The 13,142-nt window shown below is 68.0% G+C and carries 13 protein-coding genes; 6 read left to right on the top strand and 7 right to left on the bottom strand.

The genetic code is table 11. From position 1 onward, the window contains the following. From BDO18943_RS34485 to BDO18943_RS34495, 3 genes are all read right to left on the bottom strand, one after another. Positions 1-379, bottom strand: a 379-nt coding sequence (locus BDO18943_RS34485; RefSeq protein ID WP_175025785.1) for an ATP-binding cassette domain-containing protein, incomplete at its 3' end; no start/stop codon positions are given. 11 nt (positions 380-390) lie between these two features. Beyond that, a complete protein-coding gene (locus BDO18943_RS34490; RefSeq protein WP_175025786.1) occupies positions 391-2,202 on the bottom strand; it encodes an ABC transporter permease in 1,812 nt (603 codons plus the stop codon). 40 nt (positions 2,203-2,242) lie between these two features. Then, positions 2,243-3,436, bottom strand: coding sequence for an ABC transporter substrate-binding protein (locus BDO18943_RS34495; RefSeq protein ID WP_175025787.1), 1,194 nt, complete (start codon positions 3,434-3,436; stop codon positions 2,243-2,245). A 355-nt stretch (positions 3,437-3,791) separates the two neighbouring features. Here BDO18943_RS34495 and BDO18943_RS34500 point away from each other — a divergent pair, with 355 nt between their 5' ends. Genes BDO18943_RS34500 through BDO18943_RS34515 form a run of 4 tightly spaced genes read left to right on the top strand, consistent with a single transcriptional unit; the run spans position 3,792 to position 7,409 of the window. Next, entirely contained in the window at positions 3,792-4,814 is a 1,023-nt protein-coding gene (locus BDO18943_RS34500; protein WP_043178314.1) for a LysR family transcriptional regulator, read from the top strand. Then, positions 4,811-6,244 (top strand): NAD(P)-binding domain-containing protein, encoded by a 1,434-nt coding sequence (locus BDO18943_RS34505; protein WP_175025788.1) that lies wholly within the window; start codon positions 4,811-4,813, stop codon positions 6,242-6,244. The genes BDO18943_RS34500 and BDO18943_RS34505 overlap by 4 nt, the downstream gene beginning before the upstream one ends. Positions 6,245-6,288: 44 nt before the next feature. Next, positions 6,289-6,819, top strand: coding sequence for a CMD domain-containing protein (locus tag BDO18943_RS34510; protein WP_043178316.1), 531 nt, complete (start codon positions 6,289-6,291; stop codon positions 6,817-6,819). Further along, positions 6,816-7,409: a peroxidase-related enzyme gene (locus tag BDO18943_RS34515; RefSeq protein ID WP_175025789.1), complete on the top strand. Its 594-nt coding sequence runs from the start codon at positions 6,816-6,818 to the stop codon at positions 7,407-7,409. Before BDO18943_RS34510 ends, BDO18943_RS34515 begins: the two co-directional genes overlap by 4 nt. A 114-nt stretch (positions 7,410-7,523) precedes the next feature. On the opposite strand, the gene BDO18943_RS34520 is transcribed toward BDO18943_RS34515, so the two are convergent. Together BDO18943_RS34520 and BDO18943_RS34525 are read right to left on the bottom strand one after the other, a co-directional pair. Beyond that, a complete protein-coding gene (locus BDO18943_RS34520) occupies positions 7,524-8,225 on the bottom strand; it encodes a methyltransferase family protein (protein ID WP_175025790.1) in 702 nt (233 codons plus the stop codon). A gap of 421 nt (positions 8,226-8,646) precedes the next feature. After that, positions 8,647-9,078, bottom strand: a complete 432-nt coding sequence (locus BDO18943_RS34525) for an Lrp/AsnC family transcriptional regulator (protein ID WP_006479718.1) — start codon at positions 9,076-9,078, stop codon at positions 8,647-8,649. A 293-nt stretch (positions 9,079-9,371) separates the two neighbouring features. On the opposite strand from BDO18943_RS34525, the gene BDO18943_RS34530 reads away from it, so the two are divergent. Both BDO18943_RS34530 and ctlX read left to right on the top strand, forming a co-directional pair. Further along, positions 9,372-10,451, top strand: a complete 1,080-nt coding sequence (locus BDO18943_RS34530; protein WP_175025791.1) for an ornithine cyclodeaminase — start codon at positions 9,372-9,374, stop codon at positions 10,449-10,451. A 59-nt stretch (positions 10,452-10,510) separates the two neighbouring features. Further along, the gene (gene ctlX, locus BDO18943_RS34535; RefSeq protein WP_175025792.1) at positions 10,511-11,515 is read left to right on the top strand and encodes a citrulline utilization hydrolase CtlX; all 1,005 of its coding nucleotides are present in this window, start codon (positions 10,511-10,513) and stop codon (positions 11,513-11,515) included. A 45-nt stretch (positions 11,516-11,560) separates the two neighbouring features. Here the strand turns inward: ctlX and BDO18943_RS34540 are convergent, their stop codons facing one another. Further along, on the bottom strand, positions 11,561-11,953 hold the full coding sequence (locus BDO18943_RS34540; protein ID WP_235996267.1) for a BON domain-containing protein: 393 nt from the start codon (positions 11,951-11,953) through the stop codon (positions 11,561-11,563). Between the two features lie 79 nt (positions 11,954-12,032). Next, a complete protein-coding gene (locus tag BDO18943_RS34545) occupies positions 12,033-13,082 on the bottom strand; it encodes a porin (protein ID WP_175025819.1) in 1,050 nt (349 codons plus the stop codon). Between the last annotated feature and the right edge of the window lie 60 nt (positions 13,083-13,142).

The following is a 13,142-nucleotide window of genomic DNA, read 5'->3' on the forward strand; positions in this document are numbered from 1 at the left end:
CCTCGGCCGCCACGCCGAGCGCGGGCCAGCCCGGCCGCGCCGCGCGCAGCCGCGCATGCGCGCCGATCAGCACGTTGTCGAGCACGCTCAGGTTGCCGAACACGCGGCCGTGCTGGAACGTGCGCGCGATGCCGAGCGCCGCGAGGCGTTCGGGCGCCGTGCCCGTGATGTCGCGGCCGTCGAACGTCACACGGCCCGCATCGGGCCGGTCGGCGCCCGCGATCAGGTTGAACAGCGTCGACTTGCCTGCGCCGTTCGGCCCGATCACGCTCAGCAGCTCGCCGTCGGCGAGCGTCAGGCTCGCACCGTCGAGGGCGGTCACGCCGTCGAAGCGGCGCGTCAGGCCCTGCACGTCGAGCAAGGGTCGATGGGTGGTCATCGCAGGTCTCCTCACACCGTGCCGAGCAGGCCCTGCGGCCGGAACCGGACGAGCAGCAGCAGCACGAGGCCATAGATCAGCATCCGGTAATCGGCCGCCCAGCGGAACAGTTCGGGCAGCCCGATCAGCGCGATCGCGCCGGCGATGCCGCCGAGCACGTTGCCGAGCCCACCGAGAATCACCATCGTCAACGCGAGGATCGACACCTGCGAATCGAAGGTCTGGTGATTGATGTAGCTGTACAGGTGCGCGGCGATCCCGCCGCTCACACCGGCCGCGACGCCGCCGACCGCGAACGCGATCGCCTTGTAGCGATTCGGCGCGATGCCGTGTGCGCGCGCGGCAACGTCATCCTCGCGCACCGCGCGCAGCGTGCGGCCGAGATGCGAGCGCAGCAGCCGCACCTGCACGAGCGCGAACACGACGAGCACCGCGAACGTGAACCAGTACGCGGCACGCGCGGTCGTCGCCCATGGCAGCGGCGCGATGCCGGTGATGCCGAGCGGGCCGCGCGTGAGGCCGTCCCAGTTCAGGATCACGAGGCTCACCACTTCACCGATGCCGAGCGTCGCGATCGACACGTAGTGACCGCGCAACCGAAACGCCGGATAGACGAGCAGCGTGCCGAGCGCGGCAGTGATCACGCCCGCGCACGGAATCGTCACGGCCGGCGACCAGCCGAGATCCGACGACAGCAGCGCCGACGCATACGCGCCGATCACGAGCAGCGCCGCGTGGCCGAGCGAGATCTGCCCGACCGTGCCCGCCACCAGCGTGAGGCTCAGCGCGAGCAGCCCGTACAGCCACGCATTGGTCAGCGTCTGCAACACGTACGGCGACGCACCGAGCCATGGCAGCACGGCCGCCAGCACGGTCAGCGCGATGAGTACCGGGCGCGGCACACGCACGGCCTTCGCAGCCGCGAGGAAGGTGCCCGTCATCGGCTCGGGCGGCAGCGCGCGGTTCGCGCTGAACAGCCCGTTCGGCCGCCACACGAGGAACACGATCAGCAGTCCGAATGCGAACAGGTCGCGGTAGCTCGTGCCGAACAGCGCGACGCCGTAGCTTTCGACGAGACCGAGAAGCAGGCTGCCGGCGATCGCGCCCGGCACATTGCCGAGCCCGCCGATCAGCAGCGCGACCACGCCCTTCAGCGTGGCCTGGAAACCCATCGCCGGGTCGATGCTGTTGTAGTACATGCCGACCAGCAGCCCGCTCACACCGCCGAGCGCGCACGCGATCGCGAACACGGTCTGGTTCACGCGGTCGACGTCGACCCCCATCTGCAGCGCCGCGTCGCGATCCTGCGCGGTCGCGCGCACGGCCCAGCCGAGCCGCGTGAAACGCAGGAAGCCGTACAGCAGCGCGGCCGCCGCGATGCCGATGCCCGCGATCAGCAGGTCCAGCGAGCCGAGCGTCGCGCCGGCGATCCGCAGATGCCAATCGGGCAGCGGCGTCGGCACCGCGCGCGGGTCCGCGCCGAATGCGAGCTGCGCGAGCTGGTCGAGGATGAAGCTGATGCCGATCGTCGCGAGCAGCGGCGCGATGCGTGCCGCGTGGCGCAGCGGCCGCAGCCCGATCCGTTCGATTGCGACGCCGAGCGCGCCGCAGCCGACCACGACCGCCGCGAGCGCGACCGGCAGCGGCAGCCCGAAGCGCGTCAGGCACAGCCAGCCGATGAATGCGCCGACCATGTAGACCGAGCCGTGCGCGAAGTTGATCAGGTGCGACACGCCGAAGATCAGCGCGAGCCCGACCGCGAGCAGCGCGTAGATGTTGCCGACGATGAGGCCGTTGAGCGTGTAGTCGAGCCAGGAAGCCATCACGATGCGTCCGTTACGTGCATGCTGTTCAGGGCCGGGTTCAACGCGCGGCGAGCTGCGGTTTCGCGCCATCCCACAGCGCCCACTGCCCCTGCTTCACGACCAGATACACGGTGCGCGCGCCCGCGACGCGACGCGTCTGCGGATCGAAGCGCACCCTGCCGAAGATCACGCTCGGCACGTCGCTGATTTTCGCGAAACCGTCGTGCGCGGCCTGGCGCGTCGTGCCGTAGCGGCGCAGCACCTCGGCCGACAGGATCAGCGCGTCGTACGCCCGCGCGACGAACGAATCGGGATCGGCATGGAATTTCGCGCGATAGCGCTGCACGAACGCCTGCACCTCGGGGCGCGGCTCGGCCGGGAAGAAATTCGATTCGGTATAGACGCCATCGACGGCCGCGCCGCCCAGCTCGAGGAATTTCGGCGAGTACACCGAGCCGACCGCCGCGATCGGCAGCGTGACGCCCGACGTGCGCGCCTGCCGCACGATCTGCGCGCCGTCCGCGTAGTACGAGATCAGCACGATCGAATCGGGCTTCGATGCGCCGATCCGCACGAGCGTCGAACGGAAATCCTTCTCCGTCGGCTGATAACCTTCGGCCGCGACGACCTGCGCGCCGAGCCCGGCCACCGCCTTCGCGAAGATGTCCTTGCTGGTGCGGCCCCAGTCCGTGTTCAGGTACAGCACCGCGATCCGCTTGAAGCCGAGTTCCTTCACCGCGTAGCGTGCGAGCAGCGGCTGCTCCTCGGCCTGGCTCAGCGCGGTGCTCCACAGATAGTCGCCGCCCTTCGTGAAGTCCGGATGCGAGTTCGTGAAGCCGAACTGGATCAGTTGCCCGCGCTGGTAGATCGGCGACGCGGCCATCGACGTCGCGCTGGAGAAGTCGCCGAGTTCGATCGCGATGCGCGGATCGGCGACGAACTTCTGTGCGATCGCCACCGCCTGGCGCGGGTCGCTGCGGCTGTCCTGGAAGTCGACCGCGAGCGGCCGGCCGTGAATGCCGCCGCTGCCGTTGATCTCGTCGAGCGCGAGATCGAAGCCGCGCTTCCATTGTTCGCCGTACTGCGCATCCTGGCCCGTGAGCGGCCCGCTCACGCCGATCACCACCGGCTCGCCCGACACGCCCGCCGCGAGCGCGCCGCCCGTCGACAAGCCCCATGCGGCAGCGAACGCCGCCACCGTGCCCAACACGCGCCGCCATGCGCCGCGTGCGTCGTTCCCCGAAACGTTCATGCGTCCCCCAGCTTCAGTCAGTCGAAAAGAGTGAGGGCATGTAACCATCCGGTTCAGGACGATCCAACGAAGTTTTGCGCATATCGATATCGTGCGCGGCGCGAAGCGGATGAGAGTCGCGAACGGCCACCCGCACGTGCTGCACCGCGCGATGTATCCGCACACAACGCATCACTTTGATTCGATTGGCGTTTAGTTCGCGTCACCTGCCGCCACCCACGCGGACGCACGCACAACCGGCTATCGCGACGATCGGGCGCTTCGAAGTTTTCACGCTGTCGATAGCAAAAATCATTATATGAATCGCGCATGCTCGCCCTCCTACAATGCGCAAATCGCATCATCGGAACGCGTCATGGAGCTGCATCAACTCGAAGCCTTTTCCGCGGTCATGTCGGCCGGCAGCGTGACCGGCGCGGGCGAGCTGCTCGGCCGCTCGCAGCCGGCCGTCACGCGGCAGATCCAGGAGCTCGAAGCCGATCTCGGCTACGCGCTGTTCGACCGGCACGGCCCGCGCGTCACGCCGACACGGCGCGCGTTCCTGCTCTATGAGGAAGTCGAACGCTCGCTGGTCGGCCTGCGTGCGATCGAGGCGCGCGCACGGGCGCTCGGCGATGCAACCGCCGAACCCGTCCGCATCGCGGCGACGCCTTCGCTTGCGGCCACGCTCGTGCCGGCCGCGCTCGCCGCATTGCCCGACGGCGCGCAGGCGCCGCACTATCAGTTGCGCAGCGAATCGGCCGAGCATGTCGTGCACGAGGTGCTGGCCGGCACGGCCGATGTCGGCGTCGTCACACTGCCGATGGCGCATGCGGGGCTCGACGTGCACTGGATCGCGCAGACGCCGTGCGTCGCCGTGCTGCCCGCCGGCGACCCGCTCGCGGCGCAGCCGCGCATCGCGCTGCGCGATCTCGCGCGCCGCCGCATCGTGACGGTCGCGAACCGGCACCGGCTGCGTCAGCGGATCGACGCGGCATTCGCGGCCGCACGAGTCGACGCACGCGTGTTCATCGAAACCAATGCGTCGTTGAACGCGGTCATGGCCGCACGCGCAGGCATCGGGATCGGCATCGTCGATCCGGCGACGGGCGTCGCGCTGCCGGTGGACGGTGTCGTCGCACGCCCGCTCGACGTCGACATCCCGTTCGCGTTCGGCGTCGCGACGCCGGCCGGCAAGGCGCGCACGGCGGCCATCGATGCGCTGCTCGACACGCTGCACCGCACGACGCGCGCACTGCTCGACGACGTGACCTTTCACGAAGCCGCCGCGCACGACGCGCTGCTGCGCGGCGACCGGCTGCGCACCGAGCGCCCGCCACGCCCGTCACGTACGACACGCACGACACGGTCGCGCCGCACACGCCCGGAGGCCGCATGACGACGCCACTCGACGCACTCCACGCACTCGAAGCCCGGCTCGCGCAAGACCTGCGCTGGCTCGACCTGCCTGCGCCGTCGTGGGTGCCGCCGCGCGACGCGGACGGCACACGCGTGCTCGACGTCGCGATCGTCGGCGGCGGCATGGCCGGGCTCGCCGCTTCCGCCGAACTGCGCCTGCTCGGCATCGACAACCAGTGCGTGATCGACCGCGCGCCGGCCGGCTACGAAGGCCCGTGGGTCACGTTCGCGCGGATGGACACGCTACGCTCGCCGAAGCAACTCGCGGGCCCCGCGCTCGGCCTGCCCGCGCTGACGTTCCGCGCCTGGTTCGAAGCGCAATGCGGCCGCGACGCATGGGACGCGCTCTACAAGATTCCGCGCACGCAATGGATGGACTACCTGCGCTGGTACCGGCGCGTGCTCGACCTGCAGGTGCGCAACGACACCACGCTCGTCGCGCTACGTCCGCGCGACGACGGCCTGCTCGCGCTCGATGTGCGCGGCAACGGCGAAGCGCAGACGCTGCTCGCGCGGCACGTGGTACTCGCGACCGGCCGCGACGGGCTCGGCGGCCCGTATGTCCCGCCCGTCGCGCAACGTGCGCCGCGCACGCGCTGGGCCCATTCGTCCGAGCCGATCGACTTCGCGGCGCTCGCGGGCAAGCGCATCGGCGTGGTCGGCGCGGGCGCATCCGCGTTCGACAATGCGGGCACCGCGCTCGAAGCCGGTGCCGCGCGCGTCGACCTGTTCTTCCGCCGCGCGGACATTCCGCGCATCAACAAGCTGACGGGCATCGGCAGCCCGGGCCTCGTGCACGGCTACGCCGATCTCGACGACGCGACGAAGTGGCGCTTCATGCACTACGCGCTGACATCGCAGACGCCGCCGCCACGAGACAGCGTGCTGCGCGTGTCGCGCCACGCACACGCGCATTTTCATGCGGGCAGCCCGATCGAGACGCTCGCCGAACACGCGGACGGCCTCGATGTGACGACACCGCGAGGGCGTTACACCGTCGACTTCCTGATCTTCGCGACCGGCTTTCATTCGGACTGGACGACCCGCGCGGAATTCGCGTCGTTCGGCGCGCAGGTGCGGCGCTGGAAGGATCGCTATCGAGCGGAACCGGGCACGTGGCTCGACGAGCTCGCCGAGTCGCCCGATCTCGGCCCCGCGTTCGCGTTCCAGGAGCGCGAGCCCGGCACGTGCGCGGCCATCACGCGGATCCACTGCTTCAACCATGCGGCGAGCCTGAGCCACGGCAAGCTGTCCGGCGATATCCCGGCCATCAGTGCGGGCGCGCAGCGGCTTGCGCGCGGCATCGCGAGCCGGTTGTTCGACGCCGACCGCGACCGCCACTACGACGCGCTCGTCGCGTATGCCAATGCGGAACTGCAAGGCGACGAATGGCGCGACGCCGATGCGTAAGCGCGCATCCATCGATCACATTGACGACGAAGGGACCCGAAACGATGACTGAATCCATCACGCCGGCCGATGCGCCGGACACGATCGACGCGATCGCCGGCCTGCGCGACGGCGACGCGGTCGCTGCACTACGCCGCGCGCGCGACAAGGTGCTGCTGCATACGCGGCTGAGCGAAGCTGCGCTGTTCGATCCCGCGCTGCCGGATCTTTCGTTAATCGAACGATTGCATGCCGCACGCTATGTCGCGGAAAAATCGAACGCACGTGTGCTGGCAGACACCTATCGCGCACGACTGGTCGACGCAGGCGGCACGCTCGACGATATCGCACGCGCGGACGCCGATGCGTTTGACCTGCTGCCTCGACGCATCGGCGCGATCCTTGCGCATGCTCGACTGCTGACGCTCGCCCCTGTCGATGCGCGCCCGTCGGATCTCGACGCGCTGAAGTCGGCCGGACTCACGACGCCCGCGATCGTCGCGCTGTCGCAGCTCGTGGCATTCGTCGCGTATCAGTTGCGTGTCGCCGTTGCCGCGCAAGCGCTTCAGGCACGTGCCGCCACGGAGGCCGCATGACGACGACCACCCACGGCTTCACGTCCGACACGCTCGGCTGGCGTGCCTGGCTCGACACCGTTTCGCTCGATGCCGCGACGCCCGACCAGCTTGCCGTGCTCGAAGCGAGCCACCCGCACGCGAAGACGTCCGACTATTACCTGCTGCTCGTCCATCTTCCCGAGATCCTGCGGCAACGCTCGGGCGTGTTCAACGCGATCATGTACGGCCCCGGCGGGTTGTCGCGCGCGGAGCGCGAACTGGCCAGCACGGCCGTGTCGCGCGTGAACGGCTGCGTGTATTGCGCTTCCGTGCATGCGCAGCGCTTCGCACAACTCGCGAAACGCACCGACGCGATCGAGCAGGTGTTCGACGATCCGGCGACGGCCGGCACGACGGCGCGCGAGCGCGCGATCATCCGTTACGCGATCGCGCTGACGGAGCGGCCCGATACGGTCGACGCGCGCGATATCGCCGCGCTGGAAGCCGAAGGGCTGACACATGAGGAGATTCTCGACCTGTCGCACGCGGTCGCGATCTTCGCGTGGGCAAACCGGTTGATGCTGACGCTGGGCGAGCCGGTGTTTCCGGAGCCGGCGGCCCACGCCTGACCCTGCCGCGCGATTCGCCACCCGATTCGACGGAAACCGGCGCACGACGCTGCGCCGGCCCCACGCTCATGGCGCTCATCCACGATCAGGCATGGCGAGCGTTCGGCATGTCCGTCAGAACACGCCCGGAATCAGCCGGTACCGAACCCGGGCCCGGTACGCACGATAATCCGCGTCGTCCGACAACAGGCGCTCCTCCAGCATGATTCTCCCGATCTGCAACACCATCCAGACACTGATCGTGACCAGGTTTCGGGTACTGAAGTTGGCGAGCAGGAAACCGATTTCAGACAGCAGATAACCGGCGTAGATCGGGTGACGCACGAAGCGGTACGCACCGGTCGAGACGACGCCCCGATTCGCCGGCAGCAGACCGAACGAGCGCCCCAACGACAGCTTGGCGAACAATTGCAATGCGATCCCGGCAATTTGCCAGGTGCCCCCGGCCCACTCCGGAATCAGTTGCGTACTGGCGGTCAGCTGATAGGCGAGGCAATAGAACGAACCGCCAAGCGTAAAAAACACCGCGACGGGATGCCAGTCGCGCCGCCTCGGCAAGTTCGCAAACGCCGACAAGCCAACGGTCAGAACGGAGGAGACCAACAGCAGGATCAGCGTGATCCGGCTCGTATCCAGTCGCCACTGCAGAAAGAGCATATAAGCAAACACGCCCAGCACCGTCACCGACGACACGCGAGCGCCAAGCTCGATCAGACTGATCGGCTCCGATTCCCTTCCCGCAGCTGCGGCGTGCACTGTTGGCGTACTTTGCGAGCACGCTCCCCGCCCCCCTGCATCTTCTATCGCCTGTTTCATGTTATTGATTTGTCATTTATTGAGGGCTTTTTTAATATTGCCGCTTCAGGCTAGCATGCCCGCCCCATTGGCGAGTGCCAAAGTTTTAACTTTCCGACGTTGATTGGTGTAATTCCCGAGTGCATCGGTCGAATGGCGATGCCGAAGCGACGAGGTGCGCCCGTCCGCCCACCCGTTCGTGGCGCGTATCGGTCTGCACGCGGACGAAATCCGCTCCACCGCCCGGCCAACGATTGGCTTGTACCCCCGGGAAAATGGGTCCGGATGCAGGCCATCCGTTGCGTAGTCGACGTGGCAACCGGACAAGGGTGCGACGCAGCACATTTCGCGCGGGTTCCTTTGCTTCGCCGCTGCGACGTGGCCGATCCATCCACGATCGAGCCTCCCGGCAGCAACCGGACCAACGCGGCCCCGCCCCTCGTCACGCCTTGTGCGTCGACAGCAGAATGCTCGTCTCGGTATTGGCGATCCCGTCGATCAGCCGGATCGCGCCGAGCACGCGATCGAAGTGCTCGAGCGAATCGGCATGCAGCTCGGCGACGAGATCCCAGCGCCCGTTCGTGCTGTGGATCGACGCGACGTTCGGATGCCCGCGCAGCACCTTCACCACTTCCGCGCCGCGATTGCCCTGCACGGCGATCGACATCAGCGCGCGGATCCGGTGCCGTTCCGCCGCCGGCTTGAGCCGCACCGTATAGCCGACGATCACGCCGTTTTTCTCCAGCCGCGTCAGCCGGTTCTGCACGGTCGCGCGCGCGACGCGCAATTCCTTCGCCAGCGCGACGACGGGCAGTCGCGCGTTGTCGCGCAGCAGTGCGATGAGCTGCCGGTCGACGTCGTCGAGCGTGATCATGAGCGGGCTTTCCTGTTGAGCGTGAACCGGCCGCCAGCGTGCCGGAGGCTGTGCATTCTGGCCACCGTGACTTAGTCAAATTGCCGGATCGGACCAGCATTTTGGCAAGTCTATCGATAAATCTGCCACTTTTGCCGTCTTTTTGTTGGCTCGACTCACGGAAATAATGACGTTCTCGACCGGCCAAACCGGCCGTGCCGCCGCTTTACAGGCAGCCCGAGCCGAAGCACAGCCCGGTCGACCAGAACGCCAGGGACACCCGTACCGGCACTGAGAATACTGGAGACAAACGCATGACCCGCTTCCTCGACGTTCCCGCCACCGCCCGACTGATCGCCAGGACCGGCGTCACGACGTTCCTCCGCGAGCTCGTCGACACGCTGCGCGCCGATTACCTGCACTGGGCCGACTTCGACAAATCGCCGCGCGTCGCGTGCCACTCGCGCGACGGCGTGATCGAGCTGATGCCTGTCGCGAACGCATCGCTGTTCGCGTTCAAGTACGTGAACGGCCACCCCGTCAACGCCGCGCGCGGCATGCACACGGTGATGGCATTCGGCGCGCTCGCCGAAGTCGATACCGGCTACCCGCTGCTGCTTGCCGAACTCACGCTGACCACCGCGCTGCGCACGGCCGCCACGTCGGTGCTCGCCGCGCAGGCGCTCGCACGTCCCGACTCGCGCACGATGGCGCTGATCGGCAACGGCGCGCAGAGCGAATTCCAGGCGATCGCGTTCCACACGCTGCTCGGCATCGACGAAATCCGCGTGTTCGACGTCGATCCGCGCGCGACCGACAAGCTCGTGCAGAACCTCGCCGCGTACCCGGCGCTGCGCGTCGTGCGCGCCGCGTCGACCGCCGACGCCGTGCGCGGCGCCGACATCGTGACAACCGTCACCGCCGACAAGGCGTACGCGACGATCGTCACGGCCGACATGATCGAGCCCGGCATGCACCTGAACGCCGTGGGCGGCGATTGCCCGGGCAAGACCGAACTCGAAGCGGGCGTGCTGCATGCGGGCCGCGTGTTCGTCGAATTCGAGCCGCAATCGCGCATCGAGGGCGAGATCCAGCAGATGCCGGCCGACTTCCCCGTCACCGAGCTGTGGCGCGTGCTGCAGGGCGAGACGACCGGCCGCGAACGTGCGGACGAAGTCACGGTGTTCGACTCGGTCGGCTTCGCGCTCGAAGACTACTCGGCGCTGCGCTACCTGTATGCGCTCGCCCAGCAGCACAACGCGGGCGTCGAGATCGCGCTGATTCCGCCGGCCGTCGACCCGAAGAACCTGTTCGCACTGATCGACGACCCGGCCGCGATCGCGCAGGGTCACGCGGCGTACGTCACCGAAGCCGTCGCCGCGTTCGCGCGCTGACCGCGATGCCCGGGCGGCACGCACGCCGCCCGGTTTCCAGCCTTTCGTCCTTGCCTTCCATGAATCTCGTATCGATCCAGGCGCCGGCCGCCGTCGTGATGATCCGGCCGCACCGCTTCCTGCCGAACCCGCAGACCGCGGCCGACAACGCGTTCCAGCGCACGGCCGCCGCCGACGGCACGCACGGCGCGGCATCCGTGTCCGCCGCCGCGCGCGACGAAGTCACGGCCGCCGCGCAGACGCTCGCCGACGCCGGCGTGCGCGTGCACGTGTTCGACGATCACGGCGAACGCGACACGCCCGATTCCGTGTTCCCGAACAACTGGTTCTCGACGCATCCGGGCGGCCACGTTGCGCTGTATCCGATGTTCAGCGCGAACCGGCGTCGTGAACGGCGCGCCGATATCGTCGAGATGCTGAAGGCCGAGTATCGCGTGCAGGACGTGATCGATTATTCCGGGCTCGAATACGACGACGTGTTCCTCGAAGGCACGGGTGCAATGGTGCTCGACCACGTGGCGCGGATCGCGTACACCGCGCGTTCGCGCCGCGCCGATCCGGTCGCGCTCGAACGCTTCTGCACGAACTTCAATTTCGAACCGATCTGCTTCGATACGGCCGACGCCGACGGGCGGCCGATCTATCACACGAACGTGATGATGAGCGTCGCGACCGAGTTCGCGATGGTCGGCCTCGACCTCATCGCCGACAGCCGCCGTCGCGACGAGATCGCACAACGGCTGGCCGAAACGGGGCGCACGGTGATCGCGCTCGATGCGTCGCAGATCGCGAATTTCGCAGGTAATACGCTGGAATTGTCCGGCAAGGAGGGGCGTGTACTCGCGCTGTCGCGGCGCGCGTACGACTGCCTCACGCCAGTGCAGCGCGCGACGATCGAGCGTTCCGCACGCCTGCTGCCGCTCGACGTGCCGACGATCGAACTGGCCGGTGGATCGGTGCGCTGCATGCTGGCGGGGATTCATCTCGCGCGGCGCGCGGGCGCACACGACGCACACGACATCACGCCGGGCGAACCGCGATACGAACCGGCGCTGCCGGGCTGAACGACCCGCACGGCCGCCATGCCCGGCAGCGCCGGTCCGCGTGCGTCAGCCGCGCTGGGTGCTGAGCCGCAACCGGTTATACACCACGCGCACGCCCGGCACCGCCTGCGCGGCCGCCACCGCGAGCGACACCTGGACGTTGTCCCGCACGGTCCCGGACAACGTCACGGCGCCGTCGCGCGCGCGCACGAGCATCCGGCTCGAGTCGAGCCCGGCCACCCGGCTCAGCACGCGTGCGACGCGCTTCATCAACTGGCGGTCGGCGGCCTTGGCCGCCTTCGTTGCCTTTCCGGCCGTCGCGGCATCCGGCGGCGACACCGGCGCCGCGGTCGACGCGCCTGCGTCATCGGCAGGCGTCTGCGCCGCCGCGGCGGCCATCACGAACATACCGGCCAGTGCCGCAATCGTGCGGCGAACGGGAATACGACGAACGCTCATTGCGCGCTCCTGAATGGAAGTGAATCAATGGACGCTTCGGCGCGGGCGACGCGACGGCCGCCCCGCGTCGAGCGCCCCGTCAGAACTGCGTGATCATGCCGATCGACACGCCGGTCACCGTTCGCCCGTCGGGCGTCAGGCTCAGCCCGGACACGTTGGTCGGGTCGCGCTTGTACGCGCCCGAAAAGCCGTTGCGGTCGAACTCCAGATAGAGCTCCGTGCGCTTCGACAGGAAATATTCGAGCATCGCGTAGGTGGTCAGCTTGCGGCCGTCGGCGCCGGACACGTTCTTCAGGTTGCTGGCGAAGTCGTAGTAGCCGGCGCCGGTGAACTGGAGGAACGGCGTGATCTGATAGACGAGCCCCAGCGACGGAATCCGGTCGCGCCGCTCGGGGCCGCCGGCGGAGGCTGCACTCACCGCGAGCGTGCTGTAGCTGAGGTAGGCACGCGCCGGCCCGATCTGCCAGGTCGCGCCGTTGATCGTCGATTGCGCCCACTGCGACGCCGATGCGTTGTAGGTCCGCTGAAACGCGGTCGCGAACACGAGCGTCTGATACTGATAGCTCGCGGCGAGCGCATAGTTCATGTTCGCGCGCGAACTGCCCGCGACGCCGCCCGGCGAATAGCTGCCGCGCAGCGTGAAGCCGCCGAACCGGCCGACATACTTGATCGTATTGTTGAAACGCGCATCGAGCGTGAAGAAGTTGCCGCCCCAGACAATGCCCGGCACGGCCGCCAGCGACGGGCCCTGCGCGGAATTCGGGTCGAGCGTGACGCCGACGTCCTCGGCCGCGTTCAACTGGCGCCCGAGCGTCAGGCGCCCGAAGCCGCCCGACAGCCCGACGTATGCGTTCTTGGTAAAGAAGGTGCTGCTCGACACCAGCGCGCCATTGCCCGAAGAAAACGCACTCTGCAACACGAATACGGCCTTCAGCCCGCCGCCGATATCCTCGGTGCCGCGTATGCCGAAGTAGTTTCCGGACACCGTGTTGTTGTCGAAACCCATCTGATGCCCACCCTTCACGCCGTCGACCCACCGTACCCCGGCGCCGATGGTGCCGAACAACATCACGCTGGACTGCGCGTGTGCCCCGCCGGCGATGGCGATCGTCATCGCGACACCGATCATTGCAGCTTTCTTCACGTCTCCTCCGTTATATTTGCACTACTGATTGATTGATCCGGTTCG

Origin of the sequence: Burkholderia aenigmatica (assembly GCF_902499175.1) — a bacterium.
Taxonomy (GTDB): domain Bacteria; phylum Pseudomonadota; class Gammaproteobacteria; order Burkholderiales; family Burkholderiaceae; genus Burkholderia; species Burkholderia aenigmatica.

Excerpts from the sequence above, each read along its gene's own strand:
- BDO18943_RS34525 (WP_006479718.1), bottom strand. The coding sequence starts at position 9,078 with ATGATCACGCTCGACGACGTCGACCGGCAGCTCATCGCACTGCTGCGC.
- BDO18943_RS34545 (WP_175025819.1), bottom strand. The coding sequence starts at position 13,082 with ATGATCGGTGTCGCGATGACGATCGCCATCGCCGGCGGGGCACACGCG.
- BDO18943_RS34515 (WP_175025789.1), top strand. The coding sequence starts at position 6,816 with ATGACGACGACCACCCACGGCTTCACGTCCGACACGCTCGGCTGGCGT.
- BDO18943_RS34540 (WP_235996267.1), bottom strand. The coding sequence starts at position 11,953 with ATGAGCGTTCGTCGTATTCCCGTTCGCCGCACGATTGCGGCACTGGCC.
- BDO18943_RS34530 (WP_175025791.1), top strand. The coding sequence starts at position 9,372 with ATGACCCGCTTCCTCGACGTTCCCGCCACCGCCCGACTGATCGCCAGG.
- BDO18943_RS34505 (WP_175025788.1), top strand. The coding sequence starts at position 4,811 with ATGACGACGCCACTCGACGCACTCCACGCACTCGAAGCCCGGCTCGCG.
- ctlX (WP_175025792.1), top strand. The coding sequence starts at position 10,511 with ATGAATCTCGTATCGATCCAGGCGCCGGCCGCCGTCGTGATGATCCGG.
- BDO18943_RS34510 (WP_043178316.1), top strand. The coding sequence starts at position 6,289 with ATGACTGAATCCATCACGCCGGCCGATGCGCCGGACACGATCGACGCG.
- BDO18943_RS34490 (WP_175025786.1), bottom strand. The coding sequence starts at position 2,202 with ATGGCTTCCTGGCTCGACTACACGCTCAACGGCCTCATCGTCGGCAAC.
- BDO18943_RS34500 (WP_043178314.1), top strand. The coding sequence starts at position 3,792 with ATGGAGCTGCATCAACTCGAAGCCTTTTCCGCGGTCATGTCGGCCGGC.
- BDO18943_RS34495 (WP_175025787.1), bottom strand. The coding sequence starts at position 3,436 with ATGAACGTTTCGGGGAACGACGCACGCGGCGCATGGCGGCGCGTGTTG.
- BDO18943_RS34520 (WP_175025790.1), bottom strand. The coding sequence starts at position 8,225 with ATGAAACAGGCGATAGAAGATGCAGGGGGGCGGGGAGCGTGCTCGCAA.